Below are 17,134 nucleotides of genomic sequence, written 5' to 3'. Positions count from 1 at the left end.
AGGCACACTCACTACTTAAAGAATTTTTCGCCAATAGCCCTTCAACGGACTGTTGCGCGTCGCAGCATTGCGCGAGGAACAAGGGATGTTCTCACCGGCCAATCAGCCTCATTTCAACCTGACCGTCGATGGCGTGGAAAACGATTTCCAGGTCTTGTCGTTTACCGGCCGGGAGTCACTCAATACCCCCTTCGAGTTCGAGCTGGAACTGGTCAGCGAAAAGGCCTCGATCAACCTCGAAAGCGTGCTGCACAAACTGGCGTTTCTGCAGCTGTCGCCGAGCGGTAGCGGCATTCACGGGCTGATCTACAGCATCGCCCAGGGCGAGTCGGGCAAGCGTCTGACGCGCTACAAAATCTCCCTGCGTCCGCAACTGGCGTACCTCGCGCATCGCGTGAACCAGCGCATCTTCCAGCAGATGACCGTGCAGCAGATCATCAGCAAGGTGTTGGAAGAGCACGGCATCCTCGCCAGCGATTACCACTTCCAGCTGAGCGCGATTTACCCAGAGCGCATCTACTGCGTGCAGTACGACGAATCGGATCTCGATTTCATCCAGCGCCTGTGCGAGGAAGAAGGTATTCACTACCACTTTCAGCACACCGCCAGCGGCCACAAACTGACCTTCGGTGATGACCAGACGGTGTTCCCGAAACTCGCGCCTGTGGCCTATCAGCAAGACTCCGGGCTGGTCGCGGAAAAACCGGTGGTCAAGCGTTTCGGCCTGCGTCTGGCTACGCGCACCAGCCGTACCACACGGCGCGATTACGACTTCGTCAAACCGAAAATCGAGCTGGAAAGCGATGCCAAAAGCAGCGCTCAGCCGGACCTGGAAGATTACGATTACCCGGGCCGATTCGTTGACCGTGACCGCGGCAAACATTTGGCTAATCGCGCGCTGGAACGTCATCGCAGCGACTACCGTCTGGCCGAAGGTAACAGCGATCAGCCGATTCTGGTCAGCGGACATTTTCTTGCCCTGACCGAACACGCAAACCCGACGTGGAACGACCTGTGGCTGCTCACCGAAATCTTCCACGAAGGCAAACAACCGCAGGTACTGGAAGAGTCGGTGACCAGCGACACCACTGACAATAAGGACGATTTCCACCAAGGCTACCGTAACCGCTTCAGCGCCATCCCGTGGGATGTGCCGTACCGTCCGCCGCTCGATCACCCGAAACCGAAAGTCCTCGGCACGCAAAGCGCTGTGGTCTGCGGCCCCGAAGGCGAAGAGATCTACTGCGACCAGTACGGTCGGGTGAAGGTGCAGTTCTTCTGGGACCGCGAAGGCAAGCACGACGACATGACCAGTTGCTGGATGCGTGTGGCGTCGAGCTGGGCAGCGGAAACCTTTGGTTCGATCAATATTCCACGGGTCGGCATGGAAGTGCTGATCACCTTCCTTGAGGGGGATCCCGACCAGCCGCTGATCACCGGTTGCCTGTACCACGGCGCGAATTTGCCGCCGTACAAACTGCCGGATTTCAAGACCCTCGCCACGGTCAAGAGCAAGGAATACAAGGGCAGCCGCGCCAACGAACTGCGCATCGACGACACCACCAGCGAGATCAGCATTGCGCTGCGCAGTGATCACGGCGCGAGTGCGATCAACCTTGGTTATTTGACCCATCCGCGCCCGAGCGGTGGTCAGCCGCGGGGCGAAGGTTTTGAATTGCGCACCGACCGCCACGGCGCAGTGCGTGCCGGTGCCGGCTTGCTGATCACCACCGAGCCGCGCCCGAACGAATCGAAACACCACAAAGACCTGCCGGAAACTGCCGAGCGCCTCGCCACTGCGAGCGATCAGCAAGACGGTTTTGCCGTGCAGGCCAAAGAGCTGCAAGCGCAGGAAGCCGGTGATCAGGATGACGTCGCCAAGGCGCTGCACGCCCAGCACCAAGGCGTACTCGGCTTGGGCCCTGCGAACCTCACCGCCAACGAATTCCCCGAGTTCACCGAGCCGCATCTGGTCCTTGCCAGCCCGGCCGGCATCGCCCTGACCACGCCACGCTCCAGCCACATCGCCACCGGCGAACACCTGGCGCTGAGCAGCACCGGCCACACCAGCCTGTCGATCGGCAAACGCCTGCTCGCCAGCGCCAGTCGTGGCATGCGCCTGTTCGTGCAAAGCATGGGCTGGCGCCTGGTCGCAGCCTCCGGTGACATCGACGTGCGGGCGCTCAAGGACAGTATCAACCTGCTGGCCAAACTCAACATCACCGCCAACGCCGACCGCATCACCATCACCGCGAAAACCGAACTGGTGATCCAGGGCGGCGGCAGTGCAACAACGTACAACGCGGGCGGCATCACCCACGCCACCACCGGCCCGTACACGGCGCATGCGGCGAATTTTGCCTACACCGGGGCGAAATCCCTGGCCGGTGTATTCCCGGAACCGCCGAAACCGGGCAAGGGCAATCTGGAACTGTTCAACCAGTACGCCGGGCGCCAGGGCATCAAGGAAGGCGATTACGAAGTCATCGACGCCTTGGGCAAAAGCATCAAGGGCAAGCTCGATGGCAAAGGTTTCGCCAGCGTCGCCGGTGCCGCACCGGGGCCGGCGCGTGTGCTGTTTGGCAAGGACCCGGCGGATACCTGGAGCGATGGCAGCTACATCGGTAAACCGGAATGGCCGTTGAATCCGCCGGGGCCTGAAGAGGTGCCGAGTCAGGTGCAGGCGCTGGTTGCCAAAGTATTGTCGAGCAAGAGCTGGGACATGCTGGAGAAGGGCAAGGCAATGGCACAAACAGGGATGAGTGCGATGCAGACCGCGCAGGGCGCAATGCAAACGGCTCAGCAGGTGAAAGGCGCAGTGCAGGGCGGAGTGGCCGGATTGCCGAAGCTGGCGAGCGCGGCGATGCCGAGTGCGTCGAGCATCCTCGGCGCCGCGAGCAAGGGCGGCCGATTGCCGACGCTTCCCGCACCAACGCTGCCAAAACCTTCCTTGAAAACCCCGGGCCTGTTGGCGGGTGAGATGCTGTCATGACCACTGAAATCGTAAAGCGTGAAGCTCAGGTTGCCATCGTTCCACTGAACGCCATCGACATCAAGGACGTTGCCAGGAGCGCGGCGACCTTCGATGCATGGCTGCAATCGGCCAGTGGTGGTGTGGTCACCCTCGACCGGATCAAGAACGTCGCCGGCGCCTTGCCGGTGGTCGGCAACATCATGGCGTTGGTCGATGCGCTGGGTGACATCGTTACCCTGTCCAACGCGCAGAAACGCGACCTACTGGCGTGGGCCAGTCTGGGCATCAACCTGATCGGTGTGTTGCCACTGCCACCGGCCATGGCGGCGGCACGCATGACCTTGCGTCCGACCCTGTTTCTGGTGCGCCAGGAGATGAAGGCCAGCAGCAAGATGTTGCTCAGTGCGTCCGTCATCGAGGTGCTGATCGGCCACCTGAACGCTTCCATCATCGGCACGCTGGACGACTTTGTTCAACAAGCCAAAGGCAAGCTGCCCGGCATTCTGGCGGACGCCGGCAAGCTGGGTGAGGACGCGATCAAAGAGATAGCCAAAGGCCTTGAAGCGGTCGCCAATGGCAAGCTTGATGCCAAGGGCAATCTGAGTGCGGCCAGCGCACAAACGAGTGCGGCGGTCGATCAATTCAAGAATGATCCGCTTGCGTCAATCGGCAATATTTTCTCGGCTGCCAACAACACCTTGAAGGCCGCCGGCAAAGGTTTGGCCAATAGCGCGGCCGACAATTTACTGCCCGATGACGTGAAAAAAAGGGTGTCCGCCGAGACTGCCAAGCTGCGCGCGATGGGCCCGGAACTGCGCACCCAGTTGAGTAAGCTTGACGATGAGTCAGTGCAGAACTCCATCGGTTGGTTGCTGCTGATCCTGTCGAGCGCCGTCACCCTCTGGCGCAAACGCAACGCCCATGGCCAAAGTGCTGGTGTCAAACCTAACAAGACCAGTCAGGCCAAGCACACGGCCTCTGAGGGTGGCCTGGGTGCAAACAGTCAACAGGCCCCGGCAACTCACGCCCCCCAGCCGAAGAAAAACTGCGCCTGCTCCAGCACCCGACACAGCATCAATTTTGCTCTGGGTTCAGAAAGCCTCAGCCATACCGATTTCAGCTTGCCCGGCCCATTCCCGGTCGAGTGGACGCGCACCTATAACTCGCGCCTCGACGCCTACGATCAGAGCGAACTCGGTGCCCGCTGGATCAGCGAGTTCACCACGCGTTTCGACTGCGTGGACGAGGGCCTGACGTTCTACGGCGCCGATGGCCGAGACCACGGCTATCCGCTGCCCAAACTCGGTCTGTTCCATTATGACGCCATCGAAAACATCACCCTTGTTCGCAGTGGCGAAGATCAACTGCTGCTGTGCCGTGGTTTCGAACGCAAGGAAACCTACGTCCGCCGTGGCCAGCGCTATGTGCTGAGCAATATCTCGCTGCGCAATGGCACGGGGATCATGCTGCATTACGAGCATCGTCACGGCGAACACTCGGTGCTCTCCGACCTGATCACCTACCAGGAAAACGACACCAGCAAGGTGCACTCGCACCTCGGCACGATGATCGACGATCACGGCCGGTTTATCGGCCTCTGGCAGATCGTCGACGGCGAGCCGCTGCGACAGCTTTGTGCGTACCAGTACGACGCCTATGGCGACCTGATTCAGGCGCAGGACGAGAACGGCGCCGTCTGGTCGTATCAGTTCCAGCATCACCTGATCACTCGCTACACCGACCGCACCGGGCGCGGCATGAATTTGCAGTGGGACGGTTCAAGTGCCAAGGCCAAAGCCATCCGCGAATGGGCGGACGACGGCAGCTTCGACACACGTCTGGAGTGGGACGAAAACATCCGTCTGACCTACGTCACCGATGCTCTCGGCAACGAGACCTGGCACTACTACGACATCCTTGGCTACACCTATCGCATTCGCTACGCCGATGAGCGTTCGGAATGGTTCTTCCGCGACGAGGCGAAGAACATCGTGCGCCGTGTGAATGCCGACGGCAGCACCGATCGCTACAGCTACGATGAACGCAGCAACCTGCTCGAACACATCCGCGCCGATCACACGGTGATGCATTACGCCTACGATGATCAGGATCTGCTGATCAAGATCAGCGATGCTGAGGGCGGTCAGTGGCAGCGCGCCTATGACGACCAAGGCAATCTGGTCGAAGCGCTCGATCCGCTGGGTAACAAAACCGAATACGCCTACAACAAATCCGGCCAGCCCACCGCGATCAAGGACGCCAACGGCAACGAAAAGACGTTGGACTACAACGACGCCGGGCAACTGGTCGAATACGTCGATTGCTCGGGCAAAACCAGCGCGTGGGAGTACAACGAACTGGGGCAAATGATCTGCTTCACCGACGCCGACGCCGCCGGCAACGCCATCGAATACGAATACAAGGCTGGCCAACTGGTGCTGATCAAGCACCCGGACAAGACCGAGGAACGCTTTGAGCGCGACGCCGAAGGTCGATTGTTGGCGCATGTAGATGGTCTGGATCGCTGCACCACCTGGAGTTATACCGCTGCTGGCTTGATCGCCGAACGCATCGACGCTGCCGAGCAAACCCTGCGCTATCGCTGGGACCGTCTCGGGCGGTTAACGGCGCTGGAAAACGAAAACGAACAGCGTGCGCAGTTCCACTACGACCCGGTCGGTCGTTTGCTCGAAGAACGCGGTTTCGATGGACGCAGCACGCGCTATCAGTACGACCCACTCACCGGGCGCCTCGCGCAATCGATAAATGGCCAACGCGTCATCTCGTTGAGCTTCGACCCGATGGGCCGCTTGACCGAGCGTCGCGCCACCTTGGGCGACCAGTCGCAAAGCGAAACTTTCGCCTACGATGGCAACGGCAACCTGGTGCTGGCCGACAACGCCGACAGCCGCCTGCAATGGTTCCACGACCCGGCCGGCAATCTGCTGCGCGAGCACCAACATTACCTAGGACTGGAAAAGCCCACCGTCGCAATCTGGCAGCACGAGTACGACGTGCTGAATCAGCGTGTTGCTACCGTGCGCCCGGACGGCCACCGCGTCAGTTGGTTGACCTACGGCAGCGGCCACCTGCTCGGTCTGCGCCTGGACGACCACGAACTGATCGGTTACGAGCGCGACGACCTGCACCGCGAAGTCGCCCGCCATCAAGGCAACCACCTGCTGCAAACTCAAAGCTGGGACCCTGCCGGTCGCCTCCAAGAGCAACTGCTGGGCTGCAGCGACGACAAATCCACACTGCTCAAACGCGAATACACCTACGACGCTGCCGGCCAACTGACCGACATCAACGACAGTCGTCGTGGCCCGCTCGCCTATCGTTACGATCCCGTCGGCCGACTGCTCAGCGCTACCACACGTCAAGGCGTGGAAACCTTCGCCTTCGACCCGGCCGGCAACTTGCTGGACGACAAGGCAACGGAAATTCGCCGCCCACTGGACCTGACCCCACCGCGCAGCAAACTGGTCGACAACTTGCTGCGCGAATACGCCGGCACCCACTACGATTACGACGAGCGCGGTAATCAGATCCAGCGCTGGCACAACGGTCAACGCAGTGATCTGCAGTGGGATTTGTTTGATCGACTGGTGCATTTCGAAGACTCGCGCCTGAGCGTGGATTTCGCCTACGACGCGTTGGGACGCCGCCTGCACAAAAATTCCCGTGCCCACTACAAACAGCGCCCGGAAGCAGGTTCCCTCTGGAACAGAAACGAACACGCCCGCAAACAACGCGAACTCGGCTGCGGCTTCACCTTGTACGGCTGGGATGGCGACAACCTCGCTTGGGAAAGCAGCCCAGCGCAAAGCGATGGCGAACCGGGTCGCACGGTGCACTACGTCTTCGAACCGGGCACCTTCGTCCCGATCGCTCAGGCTGTACGGCATGCGCCAATCGATCTGATCGGACTGCCGGATTACAGTGGTGAATACAGTCTGGATGAGGACCCGTTGTGGAATCACAAGGCCACGGCATTAGTGTTTGACGCGTTGGCCTGGTATCAATGCGATCACCTCGGTACGCCGCAGGAACTGACGGACTCGCAAGGCAACATGGCGTGGACCGCGCAGTACAAGGCGTGGGGGCAGGTGACGGAGCAGCGTTCGGAGTGGGCGCGGCAGCATGGCGTTATGAACCCGATACGGTTCCAGGGGCAGTATCACGATCATGAGACGGGGCTGCATTACAACCGGTATCGGTACTATGATCCGGGGGTAGGGCGGTTTATTAGTAAGGACCCAATAAGTTATGAGGGTGGCATAAATATTTATCAGTATGCCCCGAATCCTATGGGGTGGGTCGATCCTTTAGGATTGGCAGCCCATAGAGGACGTATTCAAGCTCAAGGTGCCAAGCTTGAAGAGTCTGTCGCATGGAACCAAGATACGCCTCTGACCGCTAGCGATGCTAAGAAAAAGCTTGAGGAGTTGAAAGGAAAACTCAATAAGAAAGACCTAGCAGCCCGACAGGATGCTTTCAAGAAGGCGGACAAATATATCGATAATTCGGCTAAGTGCGGCGGAGCGGATGCGTATATCAGTAAGACGTTCAAGGTAAACGATACCAAAGGTGAGCGCGTTGATATCGAAGTAATTACTGGCAAAGCATTTGTGGAGTAGAAAAAATGTTTGATGACTACCTGAGCAACAAAGACAGCTATTTCCAGCTAGAGCAGGATCTTTATAAATTCTTTTATCTAGAGGTTCAGAAAAACGAAGTCGCTAGTGAAGTATTCAAGGCGCCTTTTTACAATACATTCTTTTCAAACGGCACGCCGTTCATGGACGGAAATCCAATTTTTTCTGCAAGAAATGAGGTAAATGGTCAAATTCTTAGAATAGTATTAGACGAGGAGGTCGATGAGGTTTCCTCGTACAACGACAAGGAAGCGGGATGTGAGCTTGTTATATTCGGAAAACTATCCTTGATGGATGAAATAAAGAAAATGATTTCCGCGTGGGTCAAGGCGCAATAACACTTCTAGAATCCTTCAGGGTGCACCGTTTTTTGATGTTTATAAAACGTGAACCCTGGGGTTCAAATTATGAAGAGTCTAAGATGCTTCACCCTTCATGGCACTGCAGTCGATTGTGATCAGAATATCAAGCTTGACGAAATATCAGTTCTCGCGGATCCAGGAACGATAAGAGTCTTAGGAGTTTTCTTGATGGGCCCGGCGCGTGTGCTGTTCGGCAAAGACCCGGCGGACACCTGGAGCGATGGCAGCTACATCGGTAAACCGGAATGGCCGTTGAACCCGCCGGGGCCTGAAGAGGTGCCGAGTCAGGTGCAGGCGATGGTCGCCAAAGTATTGCCGAGCAAGAGTTGGGACATGTTGGAGAAGGGCAAGGATATGGCGCAAACAGGTAACCGCGAAAATTCGACCTGAAGATTTGGGAACTGGGACAGATACCAACACCAGTTCACGGGGGTTTGCGCGTAACTTAGGCTGTAATACGGACGACGCTGGCCATGCCATCGGAAATCGACTGGGTGGAAGCGGTGGTAAGGGGAACATTTTTCCTCAAGCCCCTAGTGTTAACCGTGGTGAGTTCCGTGACTTTGAGGGAGATATTGCCGAAGCTGTTAAAGGCGGTAGTAACGTAATAGTACGTGTCACCCCTCAGTACGATGAAGGTGCCACTCGACCTCATTCTGTTTTGTACCAGGCGAGAGTTGACGGGAATACTGAAAGTCGGCTATTCCACAACCCTTGTTCGTGTGATTGTTGATAGGAGCGTTTTATGTCACCTAGTGAGCGATTACAAAATTTTCTTTCGCAGATGCATGAGTGGGAGGTGGGATTTCATGCCGAGAAGCGATGCGACGCATACAAGACTGATTCGGGGTATCGGACTAAGGCGAATGAAGCAGCAAAATCAAGGTTGGAAGCGATATTCTCTGAAAATCTGAGTGTGAAAGCTTCAATTGCTCTTGGATCAGCAAGGCTCGATACATTAGGTACTGGACAGCCTCCGGAGTATGAACAGACCATTTTAGCTGATACCGAAGAACAGCTAGATAAGGAAACGAATATTCAGGCAGTCAGAAAAAAATGGCTGAAACAACGTTATCGATACACCATGATCGTAGAGCGTGATGAACCAAAAATTGATGGGGTTAGCGTTTGGCGCGCTAGCAGTGAGAAATGGGAGCGTCGTCATGCGATTTAGCCCTAAACCGGTCTCTGAAGAAAATCACCTGTGCACGAGTTGATGTAAGTTAGTGCTTGGTGAAAATATCTATCCAGATCAAGGCAATTACTGAACACGACGACCCGGTCGAGTTATTTGAATCAGAAGCTTTGGAACTTGCAGAAGTACATCGAAAATTTGCCGCTCTTCTCTCGGACTAACTAGTTGTCTGCAGCACCTGTGTTCCGTCGTCTTTGCAGTTGATCACGACGAGAGGGTTGAATGGAGTTGCCGTGCTCGATAAACGCGGACTGAGCCCGAATGAGTGTGAGTTAGCGACCAATAGTCAAAGGAGGGACGAAATGAAAGACGCAATTCGCTTGGGCGACTCCACCACCCACGGTGGAAAAGTCCTCGAAGCCTTCCACCAGACCGACCTCAACGGCAAGCCGATCGCCGGGGTCGGTCACAAGGTCAGTTGCCCGTTGTGCAAAGGGATATTCCCGATTGCCGAAGGCAGCAGCACCTACACCGTCGATGGCACCCCCATCGCGCTCGACGGTATGAAAACCGCCTGCGGGGCCGCGTTGATTGCCAGTGGCCCGAAAGGGGCTGTCGTCAGCTAATCCGGTTTTTTTTGATGCGTGCCTCTGAGAGGTGGCTTTTTGTCGCCCTCTCGTTGAAGCCTTGACCTTGTTTCCTCCAGACCCGGGCCTTGTTGGCGGGTGAGATGCTGTGAATGACCACTGTGTTGGCGCTGGTGCGACTTTGACCCAAGCTGCTGATTTTGACTGACCCATATTCAGCAGCTGAAATCCCGCGCAAGGCCATCGTTTACTGAGTATTCGGGTGGGTCAATGAATTCCGACAGTCTGGGTTAAAGTCGCACCAGCGCCAACAGTGAACCTACATCCCGGTCGGCTCCAACGAAAAAGGCCAACGCATTGCGTTGGCCTTTTTTATTACCCGCGATTCACTCGCCCGCCGTCGTCACACTCTCCAACCGATACCCATACCCGTAAATCGTCAGCAACTGCCACCCACGATCTGCCGTCAGCCCCAGCTTGTTACGCAGCCGGTAGATGTGCGTATCGAGCGGCCGTGACGAGGCGATTTCTTCGTGGGGCCAGAAGCGTTCGTACAGATAATCCCGCGACAACGGTCGCCCGAGGTTGCTGAACAGGCAGCGCGCCAGGCGGTACTCGCGTTCGGTCATGACAATGGATTTGCCCTCGCGGGTCACCGTCAGTTCGGCGTCATCGAAGGTCAGGTCATTGAAGCTCAGCACTTCGGCGGCGGCGCTACGTTGCTGGTGATGCCGACGTAATACCGCCGCTACCCGCGCCTTTAACTCATTGGGCCGGAACGGCTTGCTGACGTAGTCGTCGGCGCCGGCGTTGAGGGCCTGGACGATATCGCTTTCGCCGTCGCGGCTGGTGAGCATGATTGCTGCGGGTGGTGCCTCCATATGTTCGCGAGTCCAGCGCAGCAGCATCAGCCCCGTGAGGTCGGGCAGTTGCCAGTCAAGGATCAACAGGTCGAAGGTTTCACGGCGCAGCTGTCGCAGCAGATCCTCGCCGCGTTCGAAGCTGTGTAGCGACCAAGGCTGTTCGCCAGCATCGGCCATTTGCTGCAGGGTCTGCTCAACCCGGCGCAGTTCGGCGGGTTCATCGTCCAGTATCGCAACTCGCATACGCGATGGTTCCTTGTTGCTGGGCATTGGCCGTCAACTTTGGTCGCTCAGCCAACGCTATGAAAGTAAGCGGCCGCCGGTGGTCGACGTCCGCTATGATTCTTCGAGTCATGTCTCAGACCTGTGGCCTATGAAACCATTCACCCGCCCTGCCCTTTTTCCTCATGAATGACCGCCGACGGCATGAAAGCCGCGAGCCGAGCCAGGTCCAGCGACTGTTTCGCCAGTTGGTGCGCGAATGGTTGTGGATAAGTCTAGTGCTGTTACCGCTGACTGCGCTGCTTTCGTATCGAGCGCAGGTCAATCTGCACGACGTAACGCCGGGGTTGAGCGCGTTGGTGTCAGTGGTGTTTGTGGCATGCGTGCTGGGGCTGTTGCTGTGGCGGCCGCGACTGGCGTTATGGGTCACGCTGGTCGGCATCGCGTGCGTATTGGCGACCAGCGCCGGTCTGGCGGAACTCAAACGCTTTTGGTCGCCCACGCCCTCCGCGCTGGGCATGCTGTTCGGTTATCTGATCTGGAACTGGCGGCGCCTGAGTGTGGTGCTCACGTATTTCGGTTGGGAACTGGCGCGCCTCGACAGCGAACCGAAAGTCTTTCCCGAGCGCCGCCGTGCACAGTTCACCAGCGCTGATCGCTTGCAGGGCCAGATCATGGCGCTCGAGCAAGCCATGAGCCGTACTCGCGATACGCGGCGGTTCATCGCTGACGGGCTGGAGTACTTGCCCGTTGCCACATTGATCAGCGACCCCAAGGGGCAGATTCTGTTGGGCAATCGCAAGGCTCGCCATCTGTTCGATCATTCTTTGGTGGGAGATGACGTTCTCGATCAATTGGCGCAGCTTGGTTACCCGGAGTTGTCCACAGCGTCGCGTCCACTGTTGTCCGCCCTGCCGCTACTGGAGTTTCGCGATCACAAGGAACGCAGCTTGCGCCTGGAGCGTGCCGCGTTGCTGCCGGTGGACGGCGACACGCCAATCGGATGGCTGCTGAGCTTGACGGATCTGAGTGCCGAGCGTGAAGCCGAGGAGCAACGCGGCGTCTTGCTGCGATTCCTCTCCCACGATCTGCGGGCGCCTCATTCGGCGATCCTTGCTCTGCTCGATGTCCACCGTCATCAGGCTGGGGTTGATGCACCGTTGTTTGAGCAGATCGAGCGTCAGGTCCGCCGCGCTTTAGATCTGACTGACGGCTTCGTGTTGCTGGCTCGGGCCGAATCCGAGACCTATCAGTTCCAGCCGAGCCTGTTCGCCATGCTGGTACTCGATGTGCTCGATCAGGCGTTGCCGATCGCCCAGCAAAAACACATCGAACTGCTGCACGAGATGGATGAGCAATCCCAGGAACGGCTGGTGTCGGCCGACCAGGGGCTGCTGACACGCGCGCTGTTCAATCTGCTGGAAAACGCCATCAAGTACAGCCCGGCCGACACCACGATTCAGTTGCGTGTCAGTTGCAATAATGAATGGTTGCGCTGCGAGCTGACGGATCAAGGCAAAGGTATCGCCGCCGAAGAGTTGCCCGATCTGTTCATTCAATACCGGCGCTTTTCCTCAGCCCAAGGGATCGATGGCGTAGGCCTGGGTCTGTCGATGGTCAAAGCCGTGGTTGATCACCATGGTGGCCGAATCGAGTGCCGCAGCGTGGTTGATCGGGGCACCACGTTTTTGCTCGAATTGCCGCTGATCCCTGAGTGATCAGGCACAAAAAAACCGGCTATATCAGCCGGTTTTTTTACTTCCGAAAAAAACTTATGCACCTTTTACGGATTTTTATGAGCTTGAGAAATATGTAAGTAAATCAATTACTTAATTTCAATATTCAAGCCTTTTCAACAAAACCGTACACAGGTTATCCACAAAATCTCAGACAGCAATCTGATCGTTTGCAGCCGAGGTTTGCGGGCCCGGTGGCAGCGAACCCATTTCCCGCTGAGTCTTCTCGTTCCAGGCTTGTACCCGGTCGTTGAGCTCGGCGATGGCGCGAGGACCCGTGCCTTCGGCGTACATCGGTTCACCGATGACCACCGTGATCACACCGGACTTCTTGCCCCAGCCGATTTTCGGCCAGAACTTGCCGGCATTGTGTGCAATCGGCAGGACCGGAAGCGCCGCATTTACCGCCAATGCGCTGCCACTGCGGGAGAACTTGCCGACAGTGCCAAAAGGAACACGTGTGCCTTCCGGGAAGATCAGCACCCAGACGTTGTCCTTGAGCAGTTCATGACCTTTAGCCGCCACTTGTTTGAGCGCAGCTTTCGGGTTGTCGCGGTCAATGGCGATCGGCCGCAGCATGGCCATGGCCCAGCCGAAGAACGGCACGTAGAGCAATTCGCGCTTGAGCACCTGGCTCAACGGCGAGAAATAAGCGGAGAGAAAAAACGTCTCCCAGGTGCTCTGGTGGTTCGACTGAATCACGCAGGGCCGGTCAGGCACGTTTTCCGCGCCTTTGATTTCATAGCGGATACCGAGGAACACCTTGGTCAACCACAAGGCGCAACGGCACCAGTACACGTTGATAAAACGATAGCGCGCCTTGAATGGCAAAAAGGGCGCGATGAAAAAGCTCAGGCTGCACCACAGCAAGGACGTGGTGCCCAGCAGCAGGTAAAAGAGGAAGATTCTGAAGGCCCGCAGTATCGACATGGCGACGTTTACCGTTACGGGCAATGCCCGACTGTTCAAGCGCACTCCCGATCAATCCCTGGTCAGGAATTTCAGAAGTACTCTAGTTGTGGATAAGTTCTGCGGCAATCGCCGCCAGATCGTCAAAAATCAGAGTGCCAACCGGCAGGGTTTTGCCCTGAGTCTTTTCGCCTTTCCCGGTCTTTACCAAAACTGGCTGTGAATCGACGGCTTTGGCGGCCTCCAGGTCACCAAGGCTGTCGCCAACGAACCAGACATTGGTCAGCGCTACGTTGTAATGCTGCGCGATGGTCTTCAACATCCCCGGTTTCGGCTTGCGGCAATCGCAGCCTTCATCCGGCCCATGCGGGCAATACACGATCAGCCCGACGTCACCGCCCTGCTCGGCCACCAACTCGCGCAGGCGCGCGTGCATGGCGTCTAGGGTGGCGAGGTCGTAATAGCCGCGAGCAATGCCCGACTGGTTGGTGGCGACCGCCACCGTCCAGCCGGCCTTGCTCAACTGCGCAATCGCCTCGATCGAGCCGGGCAAAGGAATCCACTCCGCCACCGACTTGATGTAAGCGTCGGAGTCGTAATTGATCACCCCGTCCCGATCGAGAATCAGCAGTTTCAACAGCAATCCCTCAACCCAGCAGCGAGATGTCAGCAACACCCAGGAACAAGCCGCGCAGACGCGCCAGCAGCGCGTAACGGTTGGCTCGAACCTTGGCGTCTTCGGCATTGACCATCACCGCGTCGAAGAACGCGTCGACCGGTTCACGCAGTGCCGCCAGGCGTGCCAGCGATTCGTTGTACTGACGCGCCGCTGCCATTGGCTGCACAGCTTGGTCAGCCTGTTGGATCGCCGAGTACAGCGAGAACTCGTTGGCGTTGTCGAAGTACTTGGCTTCGACCACGGTCGGCACCGAGCCTTCAACCTTACTCAACAGGTTGGAAACACGCTTGTTCACCGCCGCCAGTGCTGCCGCTTCCGGCAGTTTGCGGAAGGCCTGCACCGCTTGCACACGCTGGTCGAAGTCCAGCGCCGAACCCGGCTTCAGGGCACGTACCGACAGGTAAGTGGCGACATCGACGCCTTCGTCTTCGTAACGCGCACGCAGACGGTCGAAGATGAATTCCAGCACCGACTCGTTCAGGCCGGCAGCCTTGACCTTGGCACCGAACCCGTTCACGGCGAAGGCCACGGCGTCGTTCAGGTCCAGATCCAGTTGTTTCTCGATCAGGATGCGCAGCACGCCCAGTGCCGCACGGCGCAGGGCATACGGGTCTTTGCTGCCGGTTGGCAGCATGCCGATACCGAAGATGCCGACCAGGGTGTCGAGCTTGTCGGCGATAGCGACGGCTGCACCGGTCAGGGTCGCCGGCAGCTCAGCACCGGCACCGCGAGGCATGTACTGCTCGTTCAGTGCCAGCGCGACATCTTCCGGCTCGCCGTCATTGAGCGCGTAGTAGTAACCGGCGACACCTTGCATCTCCGGGAACTCGCCGACCATTTCGGTGGCCAGGTCGCACTTTGACAGCACGCCTGCGCGGGCAGCCCACGATGCGTTGCCGCCGATGCGTGCGGCGATATACGCCGCCAGTTTCGATACGCGCTCGGCCTTGTCGTAGACGCTGCCGAGTTTTTCCTGGAACACCACGTTCTTCAGGCGATCGTTGAACACTTCGAGTTTCTGCTTCTTGTCTTGCTTGAAGAAGAACTCGGCGTCGGTCAGACGTGGGCGAACCACTTTCTCGTTACCGGCGATGATCTGCTGCGGGTCTTTGCTTTCGATGTTGGCCACAGTGATGAAACGTGGCAGCAGCTTGCCGTCGGCATCCAGCAGGCAGAAGTACTTCTGGTTGTCCTGCATGGTGGTGATCAGCGCTTCTTGCGGCACGTCGAGGAAGCGTTCCTCGAACGAGCACACCAGCGGCACTGGCCATTCAACCAGCGCGGTCACTTCGTCGAGCAGCGCCGGTGGAACGATTGCCGTGCCTTCCTGACGGGTGGCCAGTTCTTCGGTGCGCTTGCTGATGATCTCGCGACGCTCGTTGGCGTCAGCCAGAACGTAGGCAGCACGCAGGTCGGCCAGGTAGCTCGACGGCGAACCGATGCGTACGCTTTGCGGGTGATGGAAGCGGTGACCACGGGAATCACGACCAGCCTTCTGCGCGAGGATCGTGCAGTCGATGACCTGGTCACCGAGCAGCATCACCAGCCATTGGGTCGGACGCACGAACTCTTCTTTGCGCGCACCCCAACGCATGCGTTTCGGGATCGGCAGGTCATTCAGCGAGTCTTCAACGATGGTCGGCAGCAGGCTCGCGGTCGGCTTGCCGGCGATGCTTTGGCTGTAGCGCAGTTTCGGGCCGCTCTGGTCGATTTCGCTCAGCTCGACGCCGCACTTCTTGGCAAAACCCAAGGCAGCCTGAGTCGGATTGCCTTCAGCGTCGAACGCCGCCTGACGTGGCGGGCCGTCAAGGTTGATGCTGCGATCCGGCTGCTGGGTGGCCAGCGCAGTGATCAGCACAGCCAGACGGCGCGGCGCGGCGTAGACGGTTTTGCTCTCGTAGCTCAGGCCGGCGGCTTGCAGGCCTTTGTCGATACCGGCGAGGAACGCGTCAGCCAAAGTGTTCAGGGCTTTGGGTGGCAGTTCTTCGGTGCCCAGTTCAACCAGAAAATCTTGCGCACTCATTGTGCAGCCTCCAGCTTGGCCAGTACTTCGTCACGCAGGTCCGGGGTCGCCATCGGGAAGCCCAGCTTGGCGCGGGCCAGCAGGTAGGCTTGGGCGACGGAACGCGCCAGGGTGCGAACGCGCAGAATGTATTGTTGACGCGCGGTCACCGAGATCGCCCGTCGCGCATCCAGCAGGTTGAAAGTGTGCGAGGCCTTCAACACCATTTCGTAGCTCGGCAACGGCAGCGGCTGGTCGAGTTCGATCAGGCGCTTGGCTTCGCCTTCATAGAAGTCGAACAGTTCGAACAGCTTGTCGACGTTGGCGTGTTCGAAGTTGTAGGTGGACTGCTCCACTTCGTTCTGGTGGAACACGTCGCCGTAGGTCACTTTGCCCATCGGGCCGTCGGCCCAGACCAGGTCGTAGACCGAATCCACGCCTTGCAGGTACATGGCCAGACGCTCGAGACCGTAGGTGATCTCGCCGGTCACCGGGTAGCACTCGATGCCGCCCGCCTGCTGGAAGTAAGTGAACTGAGTGACTTCCATACCGTTGAGCCAGACTTCCCAGCCCAGACCCCAGGCGCCGAGGGTCGGCGATTCCCAGTTGTCTTCGACGAAGCGAATGTCGTGGACCAGCGGGTCCAGACCGACATGCTTGAGGGAGCCCAGGTACAGTTCCTGGAAGTTGTCCGGGTTCGGCTTCAGAACTACCTGGAATTGATAGTAGTGCTGCAGACGGTTCGGGTTTTCGCCGTAACGGCCGTCAGTCGGACGGCGGCTTGGCTGCACGTAAGCGGCGTTCCAGGTTTCCGGGCCGATGGCGCGCAGGAAGGTCGCGGTGTGGAAAGTGCCGGCGCCTACTTCCATATCGTAGGGCTGAAGTACCACACAACCTTGCTCGGCCCAGTATTGCTGGAGCGCGAGGATCAAGTCTTGGAAGGTACGCACGGCTGGCGTAGGCTGGCTCACGAAATTCACCTGTTTCTTGGGCTGCGATTTAAAGAG

At 58.2% G+C, this 17,134-nt stretch carries 13 protein-coding genes; 8 read left to right on the top strand and 5 right to left on the bottom strand.

All coding sequences use genetic code 11. The features are described from left to right. The first annotated feature begins 85 nt into the window (after positions 1 to 85). The 7 genes from ATI02_RS15450 to ATI02_RS15425 all read left to right on the top strand — a co-directional run bounded on the left by ATI02_RS15450 (position 86) and on the right by ATI02_RS15425 (position 9,755). Positions 86 to 2,992, top strand: coding sequence for a type VI secretion system Vgr family protein (locus ATI02_RS15450; RefSeq protein WP_100846717.1), 2,907 nt, complete (start codon positions 86 to 88; stop codon positions 2,990 to 2,992). After that, entirely contained in the window at positions 2,989 to 7,614 is a 4,626-nt protein-coding gene (locus ATI02_RS15445; protein WP_238156157.1) for an RHS repeat-associated core domain-containing protein, read from the top strand. Before ATI02_RS15450 ends, ATI02_RS15445 begins: the two co-directional genes overlap by 4 nt. Before the next feature lie 5 nt (positions 7,615 to 7,619). After that, entirely contained in the window at positions 7,620 to 7,970 is a 351-nt protein-coding gene (locus ATI02_RS15440; RefSeq protein ID WP_095191122.1) for a hypothetical protein, read from the top strand. Between the two features lie 192 nt (positions 7,971 to 8,162). Next, entirely contained in the window at positions 8,163 to 8,384 is a 222-nt protein-coding gene (locus ATI02_RS32705; protein ID WP_224793246.1) for a hypothetical protein, read from the top strand. Positions 8,385 to 8,388: 4 nt separating this feature from the next. Beyond that, positions 8,389 to 8,727, top strand: a complete 339-nt coding sequence (locus ATI02_RS15435) for a DNA/RNA non-specific endonuclease (protein WP_238156158.1) — start codon at positions 8,389 to 8,391, stop codon at positions 8,725 to 8,727. A 12-nt stretch (positions 8,728 to 8,739) separates the two neighbouring features. Then, entirely contained in the window at positions 8,740 to 9,168 is a 429-nt protein-coding gene (locus tag ATI02_RS15430; RefSeq protein WP_100846716.1) for an NTF2 fold immunity protein, read from the top strand. Positions 9,169 to 9,491: 323 nt separating this feature from the next. Further along, entirely contained in the window at positions 9,492 to 9,755 is a 264-nt protein-coding gene (locus ATI02_RS15425; protein WP_095191119.1) for a PAAR domain-containing protein, read from the top strand. A gap of 347 nt (positions 9,756 to 10,102) precedes the next feature. Here the strand turns inward: ATI02_RS15425 and ATI02_RS15420 are convergent, their stop codons facing one another. Further along, positions 10,103 to 10,822 carry a response regulator transcription factor gene (locus ATI02_RS15420; RefSeq protein WP_095191118.1) on the bottom strand — a complete coding sequence of 240 codons (720 nt, stop codon included), beginning with the start codon at positions 10,820 to 10,822 and terminating at the stop codon, positions 10,103 to 10,105. 164 nt (positions 10,823 to 10,986) lie between these two features. Here ATI02_RS15420 and ATI02_RS15415 point away from each other — a divergent pair, with 164 nt between their 5' ends. After that, positions 10,987 to 12,519, top strand: a complete 1,533-nt coding sequence (locus ATI02_RS15415; RefSeq protein WP_100846715.1) for a sensor histidine kinase — start codon at positions 10,987 to 10,989, stop codon at positions 12,517 to 12,519. A 168-nt stretch (positions 12,520 to 12,687) separates the two neighbouring features. On the opposite strand, the gene ATI02_RS15410 is transcribed toward ATI02_RS15415, so the two are convergent. From ATI02_RS15410 to glyQ, 4 genes are all read right to left on the bottom strand, one after another. Continuing rightward, positions 12,688 to 13,467, bottom strand: a complete 780-nt coding sequence (locus tag ATI02_RS15410; protein WP_095191116.1) for a lysophospholipid acyltransferase family protein — start codon at positions 13,465 to 13,467, stop codon at positions 12,688 to 12,690. A gap of 82 nt (positions 13,468 to 13,549) precedes the next feature. Further along, the gene (gmhB, locus tag ATI02_RS15405) at positions 13,550 to 14,089 is read right to left on the bottom strand and encodes a D-glycero-beta-D-manno-heptose 1,7-bisphosphate 7-phosphatase (RefSeq protein WP_167394877.1); all 540 of its coding nucleotides are present in this window, start codon (positions 14,087 to 14,089) and stop codon (positions 13,550 to 13,552) included. A gap of 4 nt (positions 14,090 to 14,093) precedes the next feature. Then, positions 14,094 to 16,148: a glycine--tRNA ligase subunit beta gene (glyS, locus tag ATI02_RS15400; protein WP_100846714.1), complete on the bottom strand. Its 2,055-nt coding sequence runs from the start codon at positions 16,146 to 16,148 to the stop codon at positions 14,094 to 14,096. Continuing rightward, positions 16,145 to 17,098, bottom strand: a complete 954-nt coding sequence (gene glyQ / locus ATI02_RS15395; RefSeq protein ID WP_034152298.1) for a glycine--tRNA ligase subunit alpha — start codon at positions 17,096 to 17,098, stop codon at positions 16,145 to 16,147. The genes glyS and glyQ overlap by 4 nt, the downstream gene beginning before the upstream one ends. Positions 17,099 to 17,134 lie beyond the last annotated feature (36 nt).

It is taken from the genome of Pseudomonas baetica (genome assembly GCF_002813455.1).
GTDB classification, from domain to species: domain Bacteria; phylum Pseudomonadota; class Gammaproteobacteria; order Pseudomonadales; family Pseudomonadaceae; genus Aquipseudomonas; species Aquipseudomonas baetica.
This window is presented reverse-complemented; position numbering and strand designations above follow the sequence as displayed.